Origin of the sequence: Acinetobacter sp. SM1B (assembly GCF_003289665.1) — a bacterium.
GTDB classification, from domain to species: domain Bacteria; phylum Pseudomonadota; class Gammaproteobacteria; order Pseudomonadales; family Moraxellaceae; genus Acinetobacter; species Acinetobacter schindleri.
In genome coordinates this window covers 1160336-1182992 of the sequence record NZ_QMBM01000001.1, presented here as the reverse complement: position 1 = coordinate 1182992, position 22657 = coordinate 1160336, and the positions used below count along the sequence as shown (strand labels likewise).

At 42.7% G+C, this 22657-nt stretch carries 19 protein-coding genes and 2 pseudogenes; 11 read left to right on the top strand and 10 right to left on the bottom strand.

Annotated features, from left to right (window positions below; all coding sequences use genetic code 11):
• Positions 1-43 precede the first annotated feature (43 nt).
• Positions 44-583 (bottom strand): annotated as a pseudogene (locus tag C8322_RS05600) (lyase family protein); the annotation flags it as partial.
• A 409-nt stretch (positions 584-992) separates the two neighbouring features.
• Here C8322_RS05600 and putP point away from each other — a divergent pair.
• The gene (putP, locus tag C8322_RS05595; protein ID WP_111810447.1) at positions 993-2507 is read left to right on the top strand and encodes a sodium/proline symporter PutP; all 1515 of its coding nucleotides are present in this window, start codon (positions 993-995) and stop codon (positions 2505-2507) included.
• Between the two features lie 56 nt (positions 2508-2563).
• Here the strand turns inward: putP and C8322_RS05590 are convergent, their stop codons facing one another.
• Positions 2564-3061 carry an Lrp/AsnC ligand binding domain-containing protein gene (locus tag C8322_RS05590; protein ID WP_004812716.1) on the bottom strand — a complete coding sequence of 166 codons (498 nt, stop codon included), beginning with the start codon at positions 3059-3061 and terminating at the stop codon, positions 2564-2566.
• 118 nt (positions 3062-3179) lie between these two features.
• Here C8322_RS05590 and putA point away from each other — a divergent pair, with 118 nt between their 5' ends.
• From putA to C8322_RS05570, 4 genes are all read left to right on the top strand, one after another.
• A complete protein-coding gene (gene putA, locus C8322_RS05585; protein WP_111810446.1) occupies positions 3180-6932 on the top strand; it encodes a trifunctional transcriptional regulator/proline dehydrogenase/L-glutamate gamma-semialdehyde dehydrogenase in 3753 nt (1250 codons plus the stop codon).
• A 173-nt stretch (positions 6933-7105) separates the two neighbouring features.
• Positions 7106-8188, top strand: coding sequence for a tRNA (uridine(54)-C5)-methyltransferase TrmA (gene trmA, locus C8322_RS05580; protein WP_004812711.1), 1083 nt, complete (start codon positions 7106-7108; stop codon positions 8186-8188).
• A 242-nt stretch (positions 8189-8430) separates the two neighbouring features.
• Entirely contained in the window at positions 8431-8655 is a 225-nt protein-coding gene (locus tag C8322_RS05575) for a hypothetical protein (protein WP_008305254.1), read from the top strand.
• Between the two features lie 303 nt (positions 8656-8958).
• Positions 8959-9528, top strand: a complete 570-nt coding sequence (locus C8322_RS05570; protein ID WP_004812708.1) for a lecithin retinol acyltransferase family protein — start codon at positions 8959-8961, stop codon at positions 9526-9528.
• A 33-nt stretch (positions 9529-9561) separates the two neighbouring features.
• On the opposite strand, the gene C8322_RS05565 is transcribed toward C8322_RS05570, so the two are convergent.
• Positions 9562-10473 carry a bestrophin family protein gene (locus C8322_RS05565; RefSeq protein WP_004812705.1) on the bottom strand — a complete coding sequence of 304 codons (912 nt, stop codon included), beginning with the start codon at positions 10471-10473 and terminating at the stop codon, positions 9562-9564.
• A 148-nt stretch (positions 10474-10621) separates the two neighbouring features.
• Positions 10622-12349: a glutamine--tRNA ligase/YqeY domain fusion protein gene (locus C8322_RS05560; protein ID WP_004812703.1), complete on the bottom strand. Its 1728-nt coding sequence runs from the start codon at positions 12347-12349 to the stop codon at positions 10622-10624.
• Between the two features lie 477 nt (positions 12350-12826).
• Here C8322_RS05560 and C8322_RS05555 point away from each other — a divergent pair, with 477 nt between their 5' ends.
• Both C8322_RS05555 and C8322_RS05550 read left to right on the top strand, forming a co-directional pair.
• Positions 12827-13336, top strand: coding sequence for a peptidylprolyl isomerase (locus tag C8322_RS05555; protein WP_004812701.1), 510 nt, complete (start codon positions 12827-12829; stop codon positions 13334-13336).
• Positions 13337-13446: 110 nt separating this feature from the next.
• Positions 13447-14163 carry a UDP-2,3-diacylglucosamine diphosphatase gene (locus C8322_RS05550; protein ID WP_111810445.1) on the top strand — a complete coding sequence of 239 codons (717 nt, stop codon included), beginning with the start codon at positions 13447-13449 and terminating at the stop codon, positions 14161-14163.
• A 126-nt stretch (positions 14164-14289) separates the two neighbouring features.
• Here C8322_RS05550 and hpaI read toward each other — a convergent pair.
• Positions 14290-15084: pseudogene (hpaI, locus tag C8322_RS05545) on the bottom strand (4-hydroxy-2-oxoheptanedioate aldolase).
• A gap of 243 nt (positions 15085-15327) precedes the next feature.
• On the opposite strand from hpaI, the gene nfsB reads away from it, so the two are divergent.
• Entirely contained in the window at positions 15328-15981 is a 654-nt protein-coding gene (gene nfsB / locus C8322_RS05540; protein WP_004812690.1) for an oxygen-insensitive NAD(P)H nitroreductase, read from the top strand.
• A gap of 108 nt (positions 15982-16089) precedes the next feature.
• Entirely contained in the window at positions 16090-16311 is a 222-nt protein-coding gene (locus tag C8322_RS05535) for a hypothetical protein (protein WP_004812688.1), read from the top strand.
• Here the strand turns inward: C8322_RS05535 and C8322_RS05530 are convergent.
• The 4 genes from C8322_RS05530 to C8322_RS05515 form a co-directional block, all read right to left on the bottom strand.
• Complete coding sequence (locus C8322_RS05530) at positions 16280-17134, bottom strand: DMT family transporter (protein ID WP_004812687.1); 855 nt, start codon at positions 17132-17134, stop codon at positions 16280-16282. The genes C8322_RS05535 and C8322_RS05530 overlap by 32 nt on opposite strands.
• Before the next feature lie 95 nt (positions 17135-17229).
• Positions 17230-18264 carry a class II fructose-bisphosphate aldolase gene (gene fba, locus C8322_RS05525; protein WP_004812686.1) on the bottom strand — a complete coding sequence of 345 codons (1035 nt, stop codon included), beginning with the start codon at positions 18262-18264 and terminating at the stop codon, positions 17230-17232.
• 119 nt (positions 18265-18383) lie between these two features.
• Positions 18384-18662 carry a hypothetical protein gene (locus C8322_RS05520; protein WP_111810444.1) on the bottom strand — a complete coding sequence of 93 codons (279 nt, stop codon included), beginning with the start codon at positions 18660-18662 and terminating at the stop codon, positions 18384-18386.
• Positions 18663-18820: 158 nt separating this feature from the next.
• The gene (locus C8322_RS05515) at positions 18821-20008 is read right to left on the bottom strand and encodes a phosphoglycerate kinase (RefSeq protein WP_004812684.1); all 1188 of its coding nucleotides are present in this window, start codon (positions 20006-20008) and stop codon (positions 18821-18823) included.
• 140 nt (positions 20009-20148) lie between these two features.
• On the opposite strand from C8322_RS05515, the gene C8322_RS05510 reads away from it, so the two are divergent.
• Together C8322_RS05510 and C8322_RS05505 are read left to right on the top strand one after the other, a co-directional pair.
• Positions 20149-20532: a DUF2237 family protein gene (locus tag C8322_RS05510; RefSeq protein ID WP_004812683.1), complete on the top strand. Its 384-nt coding sequence runs from the start codon at positions 20149-20151 to the stop codon at positions 20530-20532.
• Positions 20532-21125: a Maf family protein gene (locus tag C8322_RS05505; RefSeq protein ID WP_004812682.1), complete on the top strand. Its 594-nt coding sequence runs from the start codon at positions 20532-20534 to the stop codon at positions 21123-21125. Before C8322_RS05510 ends, C8322_RS05505 begins: the two co-directional genes overlap by 1 nt.
• A gap of 59 nt (positions 21126-21184) precedes the next feature.
• Here C8322_RS05505 and C8322_RS05500 read toward each other — a convergent pair whose 3' ends face one another.
• On the bottom strand, positions 21185-22429 hold the full coding sequence (locus C8322_RS05500; RefSeq protein ID WP_228156491.1) for a BapA/Bap/LapF family prefix-like domain-containing protein: 1245 nt from the start codon (positions 22427-22429) through the stop codon (positions 21185-21187).
• Positions 22430-22657: the final 228 nt, after the last annotated feature.

The following is a 22657-nucleotide window of genomic DNA, read 5'->3' as shown; positions in this document are numbered from 1 at the left end:
AGTATTTTAATACTTTTTTGAATCTGTCAATGCGTAAGTCCTATAAAGTATCAATCAAAGATTTTTGCACATTGAGCAGTTCATCTAAACGTGTATAAGTCGCTAGACGCAGTGCCGTGGGATAGACATCATTGGTAGATTGCGATGTATTCACATGATCATTCGGATGCAGAATATGATATTCCCCTTTACGATGCCCCATCAGTTCCAGCGCACGGTTGGCAATCACTTCATTGGCATTCATATTGATGGAAGTACCGGCTCCGCCCTGATAAGGATCCAATGGAAAAGCATCCTGCCAGTTTTCCGGATGTTGAATCAGCTCATCACAGGCTTGCTGAATGGCTGCACATTGTTGTTCTGAAATTTTCTGAAAATGTAGATTGGTTTGTGCAGACGCTTTTTTAACTTGTGCTAAAGCGCGGATAAAGTGTAATTGCTGTCCTACAGTTAAACCTGATATCTGAAAGTTTTCCAGCGCACGTATAGTATGAATTCCATAATAATTATGCTGTGGAATCTGTTTTTTACCCAATAAATCCTGTTCGATTCTGTTCAAGTCAATTTGAAGCATATTGTCCATATTTTTTACTCTTGGCGATGATGCACTTTAATGGTGCTCTTTCACTATGCGCGGAGTGGTCAGAAACAAATAGAAATCTTTTAAGTGATATTTGCAACAAAATATGTCTAGTTCGCATTTGCTGTTAGTTTTGTAACTTTGTGTAATAAAATAACAAAAGTTTAATGATTTTAACTATTTATTAAAAATTAGCTTCTTAGCTCTAAATTAGACTATTCTTGGCTTTATTTAGCCATTTTAAATTTCATAAGATTATATTTAAAAAATCAAATCTACATAAAGCATACATAAAAACTGCTTAACTGTTACAGAGTGTAATTTTTAAACCGTGTTTGAATCACTGCCCTGTGAACGCAGTACAAAAAATCATCCCGGATGATGATGTGCAATATTTAAGGATACTCTGCCTATGAGCTCGCTAAACCCGACACTGATTACTTTTCTGTTTTATATCGTCGCCATGATTGGAATTGGTTTATACGCCTATCGTGCGACGTCCAATTTTGATGAATATATTCTGGGTGGGCGAAGTCTGGGCAGTGTAGTAACTGCACTTTCGGCAGGCGCCTCCGACATGAGCGGCTGGCTGCTGATGGGTCTGCCTGGTGCTATTTACCTGTCTGGCTTGTCTGAAGTCTGGATTGCGATTGGTCTGATTATTGGTGCCTGGCTGAACTGGCTCCTGGTGGCTGGCCGCTTGCGTGCCCACACCGAATACCAGAACAATGCCCTGACATTACCCGATTATTTTACCAGCCGTTTTTCGGATAAGAAGCGGATTTTACGCTTGCTCTCTGCAATCGTAATTCTGGTGTTCTTTGCGATTTACTGTGCTTCCGGCATGGTTGCAGGTGCACGCTTATTTGAAAGCCTGTTTGGCTGGGACTATACCACTGCACTCTGGCTCGGTGCTGTTGCCACGATTCTGTATGTGTGTATCGGTGGATTTCTGGCGATCAGCTGGACCGATACCTTTCAGGCCGGTTTGATGATTTTCGCCTTGTTAATTACCCCGATCATTACCTATCTGGCATTGGGTAATAATGCTCAACAGGTCGGTACATTGCTTGAAACAGCCCGTCCACATGCATCCAATATGCTGGAAGGTCTGAGTATGGTGGCGATTATTTCAAGTTTGGCATGGGGCTTAGGCTATTTTGGCCAACCGCATATTTTAGTGCGTTTTATGGCGGCAGATTCGGTAAAAACCATTCCCGCTGCACGTCGTATCGGCATGACCTGGATGATCCTGTGTCTGGTGGGTGCAATGTCTGCAGGTTATATCGGAATTGCTTATTTTGCAGTCAATCCTGATTTACCTGCTGCAGCGATCGTGAACCAGAATCCTGAAACAGTCTTTATGGAACTGACCAAAATCCTGTTTAATCCTTGGGTGGCTGGCATCGTTTTGGCTGCAATTCTGGCTGCGATTATGAGTACTTTAAGCTGTCAGCTGCTGGTCTGTTCTACAACTCTTACCGAAGATTTATACAAAGGTTTCCTGCGTAAAAATGCTTCGCAAAAAGAACTGATCTGGGTTGGCCGTGGCATGGTGATTGTGATTTCCCTGATTGCAATTTCCTTGGCAATCAATCCGAACAGCAAAGTTCTTGGTCTAGTGGCTTACGCGTGGGCAGGCTTTGGTGCGGCGTTTGGTCCATTGATCATCTTCTCGCTGTTCTGGAAACGCATGACTCTCAATGGCGCAATTGTTGGCATGGTAGTAGGTGCAGTAACCGTAATTGCCTGGAAAAATTATATGGGCGATACAGGTCTGTACGAGATTATTCCCGGATTTATTCTGGCAGCGCTTAGCATTGTGATTGTTAGTTTACTAGATAAGGCTCCAAGTCACGATGTAGTCAATCGTTTTGAACTGGCGAAAGCCGAATATCAAAAAGAAATGGCAGAAATAAAGAAATAATCTTTCTATTTCAAAAACTAAAAGGGACTTTATGTCCCTTTTGTTTTATCAGCATTTTATACTTTAGCTTTGGCAGGTACTTTCAGCTTGATCTGCTGGGTTTCCTTAATTACTTCCATCACCGGATAACTGCGGGTTTCTTTTACGCCTGGCAACTGCCACAAAATATCACCGGAAATTTTACGGAATTCATCCATATTGGCACAGCGGATTTTTACTACAAAATCAAAGCCACCACTGATCATATGACATTCCACAATATCCGGAATATGCTGCACTGCTTCAGAAAATTCTTCTAGTACATTCGGTGTAGTTTTATCCAGCAGTATCTCGACAAAAACTACAAAACCGTTATTCAGCTTGACCGGATTCAGACGGGCTTCATAACCGAGAATAAATCCTTCCTTGGTCAATTTCTGCACCCGTGCCAGTACTGCTGTTGGTGACAGGTTCACCATTTCTGCCAGTTTGATATTGGAAATTTTCGATTCAGATTGCAGCAAATCAAGAATACGAATATCTATTCGGTCAAGGCTTACATATGGGCTATTCATTAGAATTATTCTCTAAAAATGATACAAACTATAGTGAGATATTTGTCAATTATTTTGGGATTATAGATTAAAACTCATTCAACTCAAAGAACCGATTGACGCAGTACAGGAAGTCACTATGTCCACCACATTACGCCCAAATTCACACTCGAATGCAGTGAAGCAATCGAATTACATTGCTGAATTTAAGGATAAAAATGAATATGAACAGCGCATTAATTCTGCATGGCGACGTGCAGAATCCGAGTGCGTGGAAACGCTGCTGGAACATAGTGAAATTTCCTCCGAACTGACGAACAAAATCCAGAGCCTGGCTTTTGATCTGGCGCATTCCTTGCGTGAACGTAAAGGTTCAGGTGGCAAGGCCGGCATTGTGCAAGGGCTATTACAGGAATTTTCGCTGTCTTCTCAGGAAGGTATTGCATTGATGTGTCTGGCAGAAGCCTTGTTGCGTATTCCGGATACGGCGACCCGCGACCTGTTAATTCGTGACAAGATCAATCAGGGCAACTGGAAAGAACATCTTGGTCAAAGCCAGCTGATGTTTGTCAATGCTGCGGCCTGGGGACTGATGCTGACCGGCAAACTGATGGAAACCCCACAGCAGAAAAGTCTGTCAAGTCTGTTAACTGGCCTTTTGGCACGCAGTGGCCGTGGCATTATCCGCAAGGCGGTCGATGTGGCGATGCGCATGATGGGTGAACAGTTTGTGACTGGCGAAACCATTGATGAAGCACTGAAAAATGCCGAACGTCTGGAAGAAAAAGGTTTCCAATATTCTTATGACATGCTGGGTGAAGCAGCACTAACCGATCCGGATGCAGAACGTTATTATCAGGATTATCAAAATGCAATTCATGCCATCGGTCAGGCATCAACAGATAAAGATGTTTATAACGGCCCGGGCATTTCCATCAAACTGTCTGCGCTGCACCCACGTTACCAGCGCTCACAGATGGATCGTGTTAATGATGAACTGTATAGCAAAGTACTGAATCTGGCGGTTCTGGCGAAAAAGTACAATATCGGTTTGAATATCGATGCGGAAGAAACCGAACGTCTGGAAATTTCCCTAGAGCTTTTAGAACGTCTGTGTTTTGAACCGATACTCAATGACTGGAAAGGCATTGGTTTTGTGATTCAGGCCTATCAGAAACGCTGCTTCTATGTCGTGGATTACATCATTGATCTGGCTAAACGCAGCCAGAAACGCCTGATGATCCGTCTGGTCAAAGGTGCGTATTGGGACAGCGAAATCAAGAAAGCCCAGATCGAAGGTATGGCGGATTATCCGGTATTTACCCGCAAGGTACATACTGACCTGTCCTATATTGCCTGCGCACGTAAACTGCTGGCAGAACCTGATTATATCTATCCGCAATTTGCTACTCACAATGCACAGACTGTGGCCACCATTTACCAACTTGCCAACCCGGAACGTTACTACGCCGGTCAATACGAGTTTCAGTGCCTGCACGGCATGGGTGAACCGCTATATGAAAATGTGGTCGGTGACAAAGCGGCTGGCAAGCTAGGTATTCCATGTCGTATCTATGCCCCAGTCGGCAATCATGAAACCCTATTGGCTTATCTGGTACGCCGTCTGCTGGAAAATGGTGCCAATACTTCTTTCGTGAATCGCATCGCGGACAAGAGCTTAAAAGTTGAAGATCTGATCGAGAATCCTCGTCAGACGATTATAAAGACCGCTCAGCAGGAAAATGTATTAGGTGCCAAACATCCTCATATTCCCTATCCTCAAGATCTTTATGGCACACGTATCAATTCATCTGGACTGGATCTGGCCAATGACGCGGAACTCAATGCTTTAAATGAAGTTGCAGCAAGTCTGGCTGATACCCAGTTCCAGGCAGCAGCAATGGGCACAGCTTTTTCAGAACCTGATACAAGTAATGCTGTACACGTAATCAATCCAGCCCAGCATCAGGATATCGTCGGTACCGTTTATGAAGCAACGACTGAACAGGCAGAAATTGCCCTGATCCAAGCTGCCAATGCACAACATTTCTGGACCAATCTGCCAAAGAATGAACGTGCCGCCTGTCTGAATAAAGCTGCCGAGTTGATGCAGCAACGCCTGCTGCCCCTGATGGTTCTGCTATCGCGTGAAGCTGGTAAAACCTATGCCAATGCCATTGCTGAAGTACGTGAAGCGATTGACTTCCTGCGTTATTATGCTGGCCAGATGTCAGATCTGTCTGAAAATGTCCATATCCAGCCTTTGGGCACTGTACTGTGTATTAGCCCCTGGAACTTCCCGCTGGCAATTTTCACTGGCCAGATTTCTGCAGCACTGGTGGCGGGTAATACTGTGATTGCCAAACCGGCTGAGCAGACTCCGCTGATTGCCGCCCAAGCTGTACAAATTCTCTGGGAAGCTGGCATTCCACAGGATGTATTACAGCTATTACCCGGCCGTGGTGAAACCATTGGTACCCAGCTGAGCCAAGACTCCCGCATTCAAGGCATCATGTTTACCGGCTCTACCGAAGTGGCGAAAATTCTGCAAAAAACTGTAGCCAAACGGTTAAACCAGTTTGGCGAAAGTGTGACCCTGATTGCCGAAACTGGTGGCCAGAATGCCATGATTGTCGATTCATCTGCATTGACCGAACAGGTGGTGCTGGATGTGGTCAACTCTGCTTATGATAGTGCTGGTCAGCGTTGTTCCGCCCTGCGTGTATTGTGTGTACAGGAAGATAATCTGGACACTGTACGCCATATGTTAAAAGGTGCCATGCAACAGTTGCGTGTTGGCAATCCAGTTCTGCTCAAAACTGATATTGGTCCGGTCATTGATGCCGAAGCCCAGCAGAACATTCAGAAGCATATTGACCAGATGCGCAGCAAAGGCCATAAAGTCCATCAATTGATGTTTAATCAGGATGCTTCTGAACTGGCTCAAGGCACCTTCATTCCGCCTACCTTAATTGAACTGCCCAACCTGAATGATCTGGAACGTGAAGTTTTTGGTCCGGTGTTACATTTGATTAGCTATAAAGCTGGCCAACTGCCACAGTTGCTAGATCAGATCAACAGTAAAGGTTATGGCCTGACTATGGGTTTACATACCCGGATCGATGAAACCATGCAGACTGTGATCTCGAAAGCACATGTCGGCAACCTGTATATTAACCGCAATATTGTCGGTGCAGTCGTTGGGGTACAGCCATTTGGTGGTGAAGGTCTATCCGGCACTGGTCCAAAAGCCGGTGGTCCACTTTATATTTACCGTTTAATGCATCAGGTATCTGAGAAAAAGTTAGCTCAACCTTATGCGATGAATTCTGCTCAGGCAACGCTTGAAAATCCATTGCTACAGGAATTTAAAGCCTGGGTATATAAAACTTTCCCAACAATTTCCTTAACCACTCCGGCTAAAATCACAACTAGGCACAGTTTTAGCCTGCAAGGTCCAACAGGTGAAGAAAACCAGTACATGATCTTGCCACGTGAAAGTGTATTATCTCTGGCAACGAATGATGCTGATCAGATTCAGCAATTACTAGCGATTTTATCGGTGGGTAGTCGCCCGGCTGTACTGGCAGACAATACTTTCATACTTAAACATTTACAAAGTATGCCAGCAAAAGTTGTAAAGGCCATTAAAGTGATTAAAGATATCGAATCTGGTGATTTCGAAGCTGTACTGCATCATGGTGATGTTTCTGCACTGATTGATCTGCAGCAGCGTATTGCAACACGTCAAGGTCCAATTGTAGGTATTACTCATCTAAGTTCCGGAAATTATGAGATTCCAGTGGAACGTTTTGTAATTGAACGTGCAATTAGCATTAATACCGCAGCAGCAGGTGGCAATGCCAGTCTGATGACCATGTCAGGCTTATAAACAGCTTTATCACTTATTTTAATTTCTTTCCTCTTAAGGCCAAATCTCTCCCCTTTGTAGATTTGGCTTTTTTTTAGCAGCTTTTCCAGCCTGTTTCCCTGAATAGTCTTAGGCAGAACAGCAATTTTTTGCTACCATCTTGGCTTTCAAAATATTTGCGATTTTTACTGCATATGACCTCATCTTATCAGCAACAACTGGATGCCAAAGTTGAACGCATTAGCGCGCAATTTGCCGAATATCAACCACCTGCTTTAGAAGTATTCGAATCACCTGAACAGTACTATCGCATGCGTGCTGAGTTTCGGATATGGCATACTGAAGATGACCTGTTTTATGCCATGTTTGAACGTGATGAGAACAATAATAAAAAAGTCATCCGTATTGATGAGTTTCCGGTTGCCGACCGCAGTATTAATGCCTTAATGCCACTCTTATTGGCAGCACTTAAGGCTGAGCCTATTTTATCAAATCGTCTCTTTGAAGCGCATTTTCTTGCCACTTTAAAAGGTGAAATGTTGGTATCACTGGTTTATCGTTGCCCACTGACTGCTGAATGGGAAGCTGCAGCTAAAGCCATATCAGAACAACTCAATATTAAGATTTTTGGTCGTAGTCGTGGGCAGAAAGTCATTTTAACTGATGACTATGTTGTTGAAGAATTGACTGTGTTCGATCGCAAGTATCAATATAAGCAAATTGAAAGCAGTTTTACTCAACCCAATGCGCAAGTCTGCCAGAAAATGCTGGAATGGGCATGCAATGCTGCACAGCAGTCTGATAAAGACCTATTGGAGCTTTACTGTGGTAATGGCAACTTTACCTTACCACTCTCTACCTGCTTCCGTCGTGTATTAGCGACCGAACTGGCGAAATCTTCAGTCTATGCAGCTGAATGGAATATTCAGCAGAACGGTATCGACAATATTCAGGTGGCTCGTCTGTCTGCTGAAGAATTCACCCAAGCCTATAACGGTGAACGTGTGTTCCGTCGTTTGCAAGAAGCCAAAATTGATATTTCAACTTATGACTTTGATACCGTCTTTGTCGACCCACCACGTGCCGGTATTGATGATGAAACACTCAAGTTACTGCAGCGCTTCGAACGTATCATCTATATTTCTTGCAATCCAGATACATTGCATGACAATCTGAAACAGCTGTCTCAGACGCATAAAATTACTAAATTTGCCCTGTTCGATCAGTTCCCATATACCCATCATGTGGAGTCAGGTGTGCTGCTGGAAAAACGCTAAAAATATTGTTTCAATTTATTTTTTTGTTACATAAATGGAGTTTCTAATAGCTCCATTTTTTGTTTTTAAAATAATGGACTTATACATGAATTCCATTATTTCAACTGAATAATATCGTTTGAAACACCGGCTGCAATCGGAAATTTTGAAGACCGTTTGCTGCTTTTATCACATAGGTCCTATTGCTTTATTTATTTAATTGGCTATATTTCAAGCTATGTTAGATCATGTATGAAGGCTCTATGAGTTTTTGGCAAAAGTTGTTCACTGCTGAACAACAAAATGAACACAAGAATCAAATTGCTTGTGTTGAAAATGACTGCGCTTGTAAGTCAAATGAACAGCTTCTTGAAGCATTGGCAAAAGCAACTGATGAAGACGTGATTGTCGGTATCAAAAAAGTTCTCGCTTCTCGCGGCTATAGCCGTAAGGAACTGAATGAACTGCAGCACTTGCCATTACAGTAGTGGTCAGGCTTTATTTTAAAAAAGCATTTGTGAAAGCAAATGCTTTTTTATTGGCTGGAACTTTTAAATAGAAGCATTATTCAATCTGTATGTTCTGCTCTAGCTCTTGTCTTGGTTGAGTAGTGATCCTCAATAGTGCTTAGGCTATTTTAATCTTAAGCTTTCTACTTTTTTTCATCATTCCATTATTAACACAACTGATCAGTTCGCTGATTTTTCAGACATAAACATCGATAAAATCACAAAAACCCGTTAAACTTGGTTTCTTGAAACATTTGTACATCAATTGGCATTCAGTGGCATATGCAACAAACTCAACGTTTTCCCTTAGGTGCTCACCTTATGGTCAAACACTTCGGCTATACCCATCATGGTATTTATGCCGGACGAGGTCGTGTGATCCATTATTCCGGTTTTGCGCACTTATTTAAAAAGCATCCGATTGAAATTACCTCGATTGACAAGTTTAGTCATGGTAAACCAATCCAAGTTCAGGAATATGCACATACCAAATACAAAGGCCGTAAAGTTGTGCGTCGTATGCGTTCACGCATGCATGAAAATAATTATCATCTGATTATCAATAACTGTGAACATCTATGTACCTGGGCGATTACTGGCGTGGAAAGCAGCCCGCAGGTGATCCGCATGATGAACCGTCTGACCACCATTGGTTATATCAGTTCGATGATGAGCTTCATGAACAGTATGTTCCTGACATTAACCACCACTTGCTTTGCATTGGCACTATATATTAAAAAGAAATTACGCGACAAAGCAAAACGACGCTTACAGCAATACCGTGAGCTACAGGAACAATTCCAGGAACATACTCAGCAACCTGAAAAAACGCTAATTAAAAGCCCCAAATAAATGGGGCTTTTAATATGGACAAAAATAACCAAATTAACTCAGATGCTCTTTCCAAGGCCTTAAAGGTTCAGGTATTTCCCGTCCTATAGAACTTAAAGTTTCCCGTTCGACCAAGCGCACGATTGAATCAAGCGCCAGGTCATTGTCCTGTAGTCCAAAAGGTTCTTCTAGCTCGGCACTCAACTCATCCAGGCCTAAAAACAGATAGGCAATCAATGCCACCAGGACTGGCGTCCATAATCCCAAGTTGGCTTCTAGGCTGAAAGGCAGAATAAAACAGAAAGAATATACTGCTCGATGCAACAGTACGGAATAAGAAAATGGCAACGGCGTCGACAGAATCCGGTCGCAACCTGCCTGAATATTTCCGAGCTCTACCGTATGCTGATTAAGGTTATTATAAATAATATCGGAGATCTGCCCTGATCGATAACATTCTACTAACTGTTTCTGCATCTGTTCCAGCACCCATTGTGCAGGATTAACCTGTTGCTTAAGCTGACTGAAAGCAATTGGATCAAACTGAGTATCAGGCTGGTAATGCTCAATATTACTCTCTTGCTGACGCAAACGATCGCGCAATAAATGGGTAAACAGCATCATCCGGTATAAGAGCAATTCCCTGTTTTCAGTATCGAGTATGTGAGTATCCCGACTCAAGTGACGCGTGGTGGCAATCAATGCACCCCAAAGCTTACGCCCCTCCCACCAGCGATCATAACAGGCGGTATTCCGAAAACTCAGGAAGATCGAAAGAATTACCCCGAAGATGGTGAAGCCAATTGCAGGGACTGCAGGCAGGCTAAAAAAGTGCTCCCGGCTTAAATACACCAATACCCCAGAAATCAAAATTACTGACATAAGTGCGGGTAATACCTTAGGCAAAATGGTGCCATGCCACGCAAACAGCAGACTAAAACTATTACTTTTATCACGGACGATCATGTTTTTGTTTTACTCTCCATAGAAATAGCCCAACCGAAGTTGGGCTATCTAAAGGTATTAGAACCAAACTGTTTTGAATCCGCCGAGGCCAATTGGTTTCCTTGACAGGAAATGATCAATACAATTTAAGTCACTAGGCCGAAATAACTTATTTACCTGGCTTAAAGCTGTCTTTCAGGTCCAGAATACGGTTAAACACTGGCTTTTCACTTGAGTGATCGTATTGGTCTGCTACAAAATAACCTTCACGCTCAAACTGGAAGCGGTCTTCCGGTTTAGCCTCTGCAAGTGCTGGCTCAATCACGGCTTGTACCACTTTCAATGACTCAGGGTTCAGGTTCGCCAGGAAATCATCCCCAGTTTCTGGATCAGATTCAGTGAAGAGACGGTCATAAATACGAACTTCTGCAGGAATACCTTTCGTTGCAGATACCCAGTGAATTACACCTTTGACTTTACGGCCTTCAGGGTTTTTACCTAAAGTTTCAGGATCAATTGAACATTTCAGCTCAACCACTTCACCATTTTCATCTTTAATCACTTCATCACACTTGATGACATAAGCATGACGAAGACGCACTTCACCGCCAGGAATCAGACGTTTAAAGCCTTTAGGTGGTTCTTCTTCAAAGTCTTTACGATCAATGTAAATTTCAGAGGTCAATGGAATCACACGCTCGCCCATATCCACATTTGGGTGACGAGAATGCGTCAGATCCATATCCGCTGGCAGATTGGTTAAAGTCACTTTTAGTGGATTAAGTACTGCCATACCACGTGCAGCCGCATTTTCCAGAGACTGGCGAATGCAATACTCCAGCATCGCTACATCAACAATACTGCCATCAACCTTAGATACACCTACACGCTTACAGAAGTCACGCAGACCTTCCGGGGTGAAACCACGACGGCGCATACCCACGACAGTTGGCATACGTGGGTCATCCCAACCATTCACATATCCGCCTTCAACCAGTTTACGCAACTTACGCTTAGAAGTAATGGTGTAGTCGACATTCAGACGGCTTGATTCATACTGACGTGGAACAGCTGGTGATTGAACTTTCTCGATCACCCAGTCATAGAATGGACGGTGATCCTGAAATTCTAGTGTACATAAAGAGTGTGTTACACCTTCAATGGCATCTGATAATGGATGCGCATAGTCGTACATTGGGTAGATTTTCCATTTGTCGCCAGTCTGATGGTGTTCAGAATGCAGGATGCGATACAGAATCGGATCACGCATATGCACGTTTGGAGATGCCATGTCGATCTTGGCACGAAGCACAGCCTGACCTTCCGCAAACTCGCCATTGCGCATTTTCTCAAAACGCTCTAGGTTTTCAGCAACAGTGGCATCACGTTGTGGCGAGTTTTTACCTAGTTCTACAAAGTTACCGCGATTTAACTTGATTTCTTCTGGAGACTGTAAGTCCACATAGGCATCACCCTGTTCGATCAGTTGAATAGCCCAGGTATAAAGCTGATCAAAATAGCTCGATGCATAGCGCGGCTCACCATTCCATTCAAAACCTAACCATTTCACATCATTGGCAATACCATCAACATATTCTTGTTCTTCAGCATCCGGGTTGGTATCGTCAAAACGCAGATTACATAAACCATTAAATTCTTGAGCAATACCAAAGTTCAGACAGATCGCTTTTACATGTCCGATATGCAGGTAACCATTTGGCTCAGGTGGGAAACGTGTCACCACTTGTTGGGTACGGCCTGCTTCTAAATCATCAGTGATGACCTGGCGCACAAAATCTAAGCCCGGTTGTTGTTCCTGCTGCTGCGCTGAATCGACTGCATTCTTGTTTTGGGTCGGGTTCTCGGGCAGAGATGTAACAACATCATTTGGCTTCATGATCAATCATTCACTTCTAAAGTTAAAATTAAGGGTTTTATGTCCTGTTACGGGAGGCTTTAGACATGCCGTAAAACATAAACTAAAGTCCCCTAGTTTAACTTTAGGTGATCAATCTCTCAACTGCTAACTGTGGCATTTGTTTTCTATTCAATCATTTTAAAATGATGAGGCTAGGTCTGCTGCAATTGCATACAAATTTGGACGAATGATCCGGAAGTTTTTCATAAATCTAATCGCATGTCGCTGTTTAAGAAAATAAACATACTCTTGCAAAAAAATTTGTCATTGTTAATTGGTAACGCGCAGGCAACCATCTGGATTTGCCTGCTGGAACAATGCATAAATAAGATACGATTTTCAGAATTTTATCCGAGAAAAGTATATTTTTGCTTGCCTTGTCGATTACAGTTTGCTTATGCTTCTCTCATTCAAAAAAACCCATGACTTCAAAGGTCATGATCAGGAGATTACACAATGAGTTTTCCTCAAGTCGAATTAAACACCAATAAAGGTCGTATTGTTCTTGAATTAAACGCTGAAAAAGCACCTAAAACAGTGGCAAACTTCTTAGAATATGTACGTGACGGTTTTTATGATGGCGTAATTTTCCACCGCGTTATTGATGGTTTTATGATTCAAGGCGGCGGCATGGACGAAAACTTCAAAGAAAAAGCAACGCGTGACGCGATTGAAAACGAAGCTGACAACGGCCTGAGCAACGACGTTGGTACCATTGCAATGGCACGTACTCAAGCACCTCACTCTGCTTCTGCTCAGTTCTTCATTAACGTGAAAAACAACGCTTTCCTTAACCATACTGGCAAAACTGCACAAGGTTGGGGTTATGCAGTATTTGGTAAAGTTGTTGAAGGCATGGACGTTGTTGACGCAATCAAAGGTGTTCGCACTGGTAACCGTGGCTACCACGCTGACGTTCCACTAGAGAACGTTGTAATCGAATCCGCAAAAATCATTTCTGAATAAAAAACGTCCTCTCCGTTCTTTATGAGTTTTAAAGCGATGCTTTAAAACGGTGTAATAGAAAATCCCTCATATGAATGAGGGATCTAGAGAGGAATAAAAGGAAAAGATTTGTGACCCATCTGTTTATCGCCGATTTACATTTGTCACCTGATCACCCTCGACTCGTTCGGGGGTTTTTAGATTTATTAAATGCCTATAAAGATAAGAATACCCAACTCTATATTCTGGGTGACTGGTTTAATGCCTGGATTGGTGACGACTATACCGCTCCTTGGCTGGATGAAATTATTGAGCATTTAAAACAGTTTACCAAAGCGGGTAATCAGGTTTATTTTCTAGTCGGTAATCGTGACTTCGCTTTGGGCAAAGATTTTCTAAATCAGTTCACAGGACACCTCTTGCCCGATGTTCAGTTCTTAACGATTACTGACAAAAAGATTCGTATAGAACATGGCGACGAACTCTGCACTGATGACATCAGCTACCAAAGATTCCGTAAAATTATCCGTCATCCCTGGTTAGTCGGCTTTTTAAGAAAAATGCCGTTGTCTTTTCGTGCCCAGTTGGCACAAGGTTTCCGCAAGAAAAGCCATGAAGCGCAGCAATTCAAAAGCTATGAGGTTATGGACGTAAATCAAGATGCTGTTAACACCGCACTACAAGATGTCGATCTGCTGATTCATGGTCATACTCATCGTGCCAATATTCATGATGTAAATGGCAAAAAGCGGATTGTCTTAGGCGACTGGCGAGAAGAATCTGCACAGATTCTTGAGCTTTCTGGTGATCCTGAGCAAGAAATACAGCTGACGACCTGGCATTACTAAATGAGTTGCAATCGCAGCTTTGAATTGATTAGTGAAACAGTTTAAAAACTTGACCTCATAAAACCAAGACAAATAAAAAGCAACTGTAATCAGTTGCTTTTGCTATTTTGGAAAATACTAAGTGGACTAATATCCACCTTCAGATTTCACTACTTCAGTACCCGGCTTATATTTAGATAATAGTTCACGCAAAGAATTCATCAGTACACTGGTATCCACGCCGACCGCAACAAATTCAGCACCCAAATCGAGATATTTTTGAGTAATATCATGTTGTGTCGACAGAATACCGGCCGCTTTACCAGCAGCACGAATCCGCTGAATCGCGTCAATCACGGCTTTTTGAACTTCAGGATGATTTGGATTGCCTTGATACCCCATGGTCGCAGACAGATCCACTGCCCCAATAAAAACACCATCAATACCATCAACCTTTAAAATTTCATCCAGATTTTCCAGACCTTTTACCGATTCAATCTGAATCAACAGACAGATATCTTCGTGGTCGGTTTGGTACTAATTCGGAATACTATTCCAGCGAGTAGCACGTGCCAGTGCTGCACCAACACCCCGGATCCCTTCTGGTGGATAACGTACCGCTTTTACCATCAGCTCGGCCTGTTCAACCGTTTCAACCATGGGGATGAGTAAGCTTTGCGCGCCAATATCCAGAAGCTGCTTGATGAGCTGTACACTGCCAATGGGTGGGCGTACCACTGCCTGCGATGGATAGGCTGCAATACTTTGTAGTTGCGATAACGTGGTTCTTAAATCACTAGGTGCATGCTCACCATCAATCAGCAGCCAGTCATAGCCGGCATTGGCAGCAATTTCTGTACCGTAAGCATCTGCCAGACCGACCCATAACCCGATTTGCTGTTTAGTTTTGAGTTTTCTTTTGAAGTAATTGGTGTATTGCATACGCCCGCTCGCTTGCATGTTATTGCTTATAAGCTTATTAAACGCCTCTTGGCAAAAAGTGCCAATAGTGAAAAGCTCTTTTATTATTAGCCAAAGCTCTAAGTGCTGACACTATAAATAGTAGATATCTGCACAACTTATGCTTTGCCTGAAGGAAATTTATTGTAATAATCCACTTCACTTACAGTATGACTTTACTGTGTGCCCCCATCCAAGATCAACAAAGACGAATGGAGTCCAGTTATGGATTTACTTAGGGTTTCTGAATCTCGTTATACGACAAAGGCTTATGATCCATCCAAGAAAATCCCGCAGGAACAGTTTGATCGTTTGACCGAGATTCTTCGCCTAGCTCCTTCTTCAATTAATATCCAGCCCTGGCATTTTTTTATCGCTGACCATGCGGATGCCAAAGCACGTATTGCCAAGGCTTTAGTGGGTACATATGCATATAATGCACCAAAAGTATTGGATTCTTCGCATACAATTCTTTTCTGCACCAAAGCTGACATTACTGAGCAGCATTTAAATAATCTTCTGGAACGTGATGATGTACTCGGCCGTTTTAAAGATGAAACCGCCAAAGAAGCACAGCGCAATACCCGTACAGGTTATGTTGAATATTACCGTAATGAAAAAGGAGATATTCAGCGTTGGGCGGAAAACCAGACCTTTATTGCACTGGGTCAAATGTTAATTGCTGCAGCAATCGAAGGTGTAGATGCAACACCCATTGGTGGCTTTGATGAAGGCATTCTTACTGAAGAATTGAAGCTCAATGAACAAGGCTTGATTCCATCTGTAATTATGACTTTGGGTTACCGCAGTGAAAATGATTTCAATGCCAAGCTGCCAAAATCCCGTCTGAAAGCTGAAGATGTTTTCACCAAACTGTAAGAATTTTATGCTATAAAAGGGGCGCAAAGCCCCTTTAGTTGTCATTATGGGCCTAATTTTTGCTTAACTAAAGAACACTTATAATTCAGAATAACAATAGAGGTATCCATGTCAGTTCTTCCATCCAGACCAATGAAATTTGAATGCAAACACTGCGAAAAAATCTATCTACATCAATATAAGCATGAACAGCATCGTTATCCGCATTGTCCACACTGCCGACAGGCTGGCATGCTTCTGGGCCTGGCTGAAAAAGAAGACCTGATTCGTCTGCCACTAGATTATGCCAGTGCCTATGTCAAGCAGACATGGCATAGGCTAAGCAGATAACACTGGCAAGCCCCAGCACCAACCCGAGACTGCTTGCAGGCTTTAGGCGCTCTTTAAAGAAGACCAGGCCTGCAAGTACCCCAAATACCACTACCAGAATATTCATTCCCGCAAACACAATCGCTGGTGTATCTTTTAGCAGCATATGCGCTTTAACATAAAACGCTATATTGGCGAAGTTAAGTCCCCCTAGAACCAGCCCGACGCCAATATGCTTCAAATCACCAAAATGATGATATTTAATCAATAGATAAGCCATTGATAAAATAAAGGCACAAATGAACATCAGGTTCAGCGTCACAGCGAACTGTAATCCTAAACTGGTGGTGTATTTCAATAATACATCAATCAGTGCATATCCGACCCACACTAATCCCAGATACAGCATACCTCGAATTCCTGTGCCAGTATCATTTCGATTGGACAGCAGGATACAAATCACCGCAGTGATCCCGAGACCGATTCCAATGATTTTCAGCTGGCTAAACTGTTCCTGAAAGATGAAATAAGCTGCTGCAAGAGAAAGTACGACTGATAGACGTTGGGCGATTTCTGTCTTTAGGATCCCCGCTGTTTGCAAAGCCCGAGCCAGTAGCAGAAATACACTTGGCAACAAGATACCTAGGGCAAAAATCAGTAACCACGGCGTATGAGTGACTGATACATGTGCCAGATCGGGTTTAAACCAGAAATAGCAAAGAACACTTGCTGTAGCATAGTTCCAGGCAATCAGATGAATGGGATTGAGTCCCCTGTTCCTTCCTGTCTTGAGTAAAATCGAGACCATGACGCTGCATAGTGCAGCTGCAAAGATCAGTTCCATTGCATGCTCATCATTATTTTTAAGTACGCTATTTTAATATAAAAAAAAGCCCACAAGTTTTTTGTGGGCTTTCAAACATGATTTCAGGCTAGCAATTAGTAACGAGAAACCATTTTTTCCAATGAAATTGGACGAATCTTGTCAGCATTACCTGCTGTACCAAATGCTTCGTAACGATCTACACAGATTTGCTTCATTGCTTCAACTGTTGCAGCAAAGAATTTACGTGGATCGAACTCACTTGGTTTTTCAGCCATCATACGACGCATTGCACCAGTAGAAGCTAAACGTAAGTCTGTGTCGATGTTGATTTTACGGACACCGTGTTTGATCGCCTCAACCAGTTGCTCAACAGGAACACCATATGTTTCTTTGATGTCGCCGCCATACTGGTTAATTACAGCTAACCATTCTTGTGGCACAGAGCTTGAACCGTGCATTACAAGGTGCGTATTTGGCAGTGCTTCGTGAATTTCTTTAATGCGGTCGATCGCAAGAATATCACCTGTAGGTGGACGCGTGAATTTATACGCACCGTGAGAAGTACCTACAGCAATTGCTAAAGCATCGACGTTAGTATCAGCAACGAATTGACGCGCTTCTTCAACTGAAGTTAAAAGCTGAGAATGATCGAGTACACCTTCAGCGCCTACACCATCTTCTTCACCCGCCATACCTGTTTCAAGGCTACCCAGACAACCAATTTCACCTTCAACAGAAACGCCACACGCATGCGCCATTTGTACCGTACGACGAGTGACATCGACGTTGTATTCATATGAAGTTGGAGTTTTACCGTCTTCACCCAAAGAACCATCCATCATCACTGATGAGAAGCCTAACTGGATAGAACGTTGACATACGTCAGGGCTGGTACCGTGGTCTTGATGCATTACCACTGGAATGTGTGGCCATTCTTCGATTGCTGCCAAAATCAGATGACGCAAGAACGGTGCACCTGCGTACTTACGTGCACCCGCAGATGCCTGTACGATTACAGGTGAATTTGTTTGGTCTGCTGCCAACATAATGGCACGCATTTGTTCTAAGTTGTTTACGTTAAATGCTGGTACGCCGTAAGCATGTTCGCCGGCGTGATCCAAGAGCTGGCGCAATGAAATAAGAGCCATAATATCCTCCCAGTGAATGCCACATATTCTACATGCACAAAGGTTTCAATTCAGCAACAAATAACACTATTTAAAAAAAATCCCTGCATTTGCAGGGATTTTGTCTCACATTGATCCAATTAAGGTGCCACAGCTTCCGAAGTTGCTGCAACTGACTCGTCTGCAGTCGCTGCATCTGCCGGAGCATTCGCAATTTCAGCAGGAATGTCGGTATTTTTTTCATCTAGAACCGGCTGATCAATTGCATCAATCGCTGCTTGCTGTTCTGGCGTTATAGTCTCATCTGCAACAGCTGCCGAAGCTTCTGCTTCAGCTGCTGGGGCATTTTCCTGTTTCGCACATGCAGTCAGTGCCAATGATGCTGCCAATAATGCCGCTAAAGTTAACTGTTTTTTCATCACGTAATCTCGTCATTTGGTGATTTAATATCTGCATCTTATGACAGATTTATTGCATTTTAATGACGAAGCCATGAATGGTAAGTATCCGCTGTCAAAAAAAAATGACATAAAAAAAGCTGGCACTTGGCCAGCTTTTTTTAGGCTAAAACATGCAATTAAGCGCGTTCTAGAAGTATCGCAACTGCAGGAAGGGTTTTACCTTCGACAAATTCAAGGAATGCACCGCCACCAGTCGAGATATAACCAATTTTGTCAGCAACGTTGTATTTATCAATCGCAGCAAGCGTGTCACCACCACCTGCAATCGAGAAACCTTCCGATTCAGCAATCGCTAACGATAGAGTTTTCGTGCCTTCACCGAATTGATCGACTTCAAATACGCCCACTGGACCATTCCAAAGAATCGTTTTAGACGTTTTCAAAATTTCAGCAAATGCTTTTGCAGTTTCTGGACCTACATCAAGGATCATGTCGTTGTCAGCAACATCTTCAACTTTTTTCACAACCGCTTTAGCAGAAGCCAATGAGCTCAGGAAGTCATCAAAATTGATTTCAGATGCATTAGCAACCACAACGTCTGTTGGAAGTGGCACAGAAACTTTTGCTGCAATTGCTTTAGCTGTGTCGATCAAATCACTTTCACACAGTGATTTACCTACATTGTAGCCAGCAGCTGCAAGGAAAGTATTGGCGATACCACCACCTACGATCAATTGATCACAGATATCAGAAAGTGAAGTCAATACGTCTAGTTTAGTTGAAACCTTAGAACCAGCAACGATTGCAACCATTGGTTTTTCAGGAGTTTTCAACGCGCGACCCAAAGCATCCAATTCTGCTGCAAGTAAAGGACCTGCTGCCGCCACTTTCGCCAGACGAGCCACACCTTCAGTAGATGCTTCTGCACGGTGTGCTGTACCGAATGCATCCATTACAAATACGTCACAAAGTGCTGCATATTTCGCGGCAAGTTCAGGGTTATTTTTCTTTTCACCGATGTTGAAACGGCAGTTCTCAAGTAAAACCACTTGACCAGGTTGAACTTCAACGCCATCCAGGTAGTCAGTGAATAACTTTACTTCCTGACCTAATGCTTCAGTCAAATATGCTGCTACAGGTGCAAGTGACTGTTCAGCTTTAGGCTCACCTTCAACTGGACGACCAAGGTGTGAATACACCATAACCGCTGCACCTTTTTCTACGGCAGCTTTAATAGTTGGCAATGCTGCACGTAAACGCGCATCGCTAGTAATCACGCCATTTTTAACAGGGACGTTTAAATCTTCACGAATAAGAACGCGCTTACCCTCAAGGTCAAGGTCAGTCATACGTTGAAAGTTCATCTAGAGCTCTCTTTATAGATATTAAAAACGAGGCGATTTTAAATGATTATGCAGAAAAAGGTTAGCATCTTTTGCAGAAAAGCTAACGATTGCCAAAGTTTTGTTATGATAGAAAAAAGCATCCATCAGATTCAGTACCCATGTCGATACATCCAGATCCAGATTTAAACCGTTTAAATGTTTTGGGCGAGCCATTGGCGAGCTGCTGTTTTGACCCGATTACCGGCTATTTCCGTAATGGTTTCTGCCACACTTCCCCTAGTGACCTAGGCCAGCATACAGTTTGTGCACAGATGACTTCGGAGTTTTTAAATTTCTCCCAAGAAGTAGGTAATGATCTGATTACACCGTTACCAGAAGTCGGTTTTCCGGGGCTTCAGCCAGGTGATTTCTGGTGTATTTGCGTGACGCGCTGGGTGGAAGCTTATGAAGCAGGCCAGGCGCCACCAATCAAGCTACAAGCCTGCCATAAAGCAGTTCTAGCCTATGTCCCTCTGCATGTTTTAGAAGAATACGCTGTCTAATGAATACCGCAAAGATTATTCTGGCCTCTTCCAGCCAGACCCGTAAAGAATTGATGAATCGCTTACGTCTTGACTACGTATCGATCGTCCCGGATATCGATGAATCACCGCAAGGTGAAAATCATGCGGATGACTTAGCCAAGCGACTGGCTTTTGAAAAAGCCCGACATGTGGCTGAGCAACACCCAGATGCAATCGTCATTGGCTCTGACCAGGTGGCTTGGCGTGAAGGCGCACCAGATATTTTTATCGGCAAGCCCTTAACTGCTGAAAAAGCAGTTCGCCAGTTACAGGCCAATTCAGACAAGATTGTATATTTTAGTACAGCACTGAGCGTACAACAGAAATCTAGCGGTTTTGAGCAAACTCTGGTTGAGCATTATAAGGTAAAATTCCGCAAGCTATCTCAAGCTGAAATCGAACGTTATATTGACATTGAACAGCCTCTGCACTGCGCTGGTAGCTTTAAATGTGAAAGCTTAGGCATTAGTCTGTTTGAAGAAATGATTGGTCAGGACCAGACGACGTTAATGGGCATGCCGATGATCAAACTATGCAATATCTTGCGTGAGCTGGATATCCTGGTGCCTTAAAAATTAGTAAGGAAGCAGTTTTAGGACGGCTTTTTAGCAACTATCGATCAGGTAAATATTTAACCAATAATCTGTTGCTGCTCAGATAAAAGCTGTTGCAACATGAGATCTGATTGATTTTCCAATATCAACGGATCGCTGGCTTGCGCAACCTCTTCAGCATCAGTTTGAATAATAATTTGATCCCCTTCATTCCCTACTACAATAATATTGTCTACATGACTAGAATCAGAAAGCAGTTCAGCTAATGAAACAGTATCTGTTCGCATAAAGTCGATATCCATCAAACTACTTTCTTTTTCTGTACCCTCTAACAACAGATTCATCTGATTATTTAAATTTGAAATTGCATCCGCTGTATTTAGTATTTTATAAACTTGCGTATTGCTATCTAAGCCCGAAGAAATAAAATCTATGAGCTGTTTAGCATCAATAATGTCCTCGTTCCCATCTGATGGAATAACATCATGATTAGTATCAACTGCCACTTGTTGCTCTTCAAAGCTATTCCTCATAAATTCTTGTGATGTTTTGAATCTGCTCACAGCTTCTTGATCAGGAACGGTATATTCATTTTGTTCAACTAGGTTAAGTCGAGCTAGTCGAAGTGTTGGATTTGTTGGTTCTGGTTGCCCCGGCTCTGGCTCAGGTTCTACTGGCACTTCTGGTTCCGGTTGTGATTCTACCGGTACTTCTGGCTCCGGCTCAGGTTCTACTGGCACTTCTGGTTCAGGTTCAGGTACTTCCGGTTCTGGTGCAGGTTCTACTGGTACTTCCGGCTCTGGTTCTGGTTCTACTGGTACTTCTGGTTCCGGTTCTGGCTCTACTGGCACTTCCGGCTCTGGTTCTGGCTCTACCGGTACTTCCGGTTCAGGTTCTACTGGCACTTCCGGCACAGGATCTATTGGCACTGGCTCATTTAGCTCTAACTGTTCATCATCTTCAACCTCACCACTGTCTGTCGCTGCAACTCCACCAATGAGCAATGTACCAATCGCTATCCACTCCCAATTTTCTGCAAGAAACGAGGAAGATGGTAATAAGGTATCTGTCCTTGAAATCTGCTTATATTGCTTGGTCACCTCATCAAACCAATATAAAGTACCGCTTTGCTCTTCAATCACAAGACTAGACGTTAAACCTTCATGATTGTTTGCATAAAAATTTTCAACCACCAATCTTTCGCCATTTCTCAATACTAAAATCAGATTTGTACCTTCTTGAGACATCTGGACAATATCTGATTTAGAAATTTTGATTTTTACAATGGAGCTTTGATCAATTCGAACCGTATCAGCATTCATCTGTATTTTTTCTTTTGTTTTTTATTAATTAATTGAATTTCTTTCATTTTATTTTCCAAATTATTTTTATTCTCCTTACAAAAAATTGTGTCATTTCGTCACTTATGTCAATCAAAGTATGTTTTTCACTATTTTATTTACGTAATTATCACTTTTAATTGAGCTACTCTAATTTAGTTCATATCTTTGTAATTCTTATCCTTCATTCAAAATGCTATTCTTCTTATT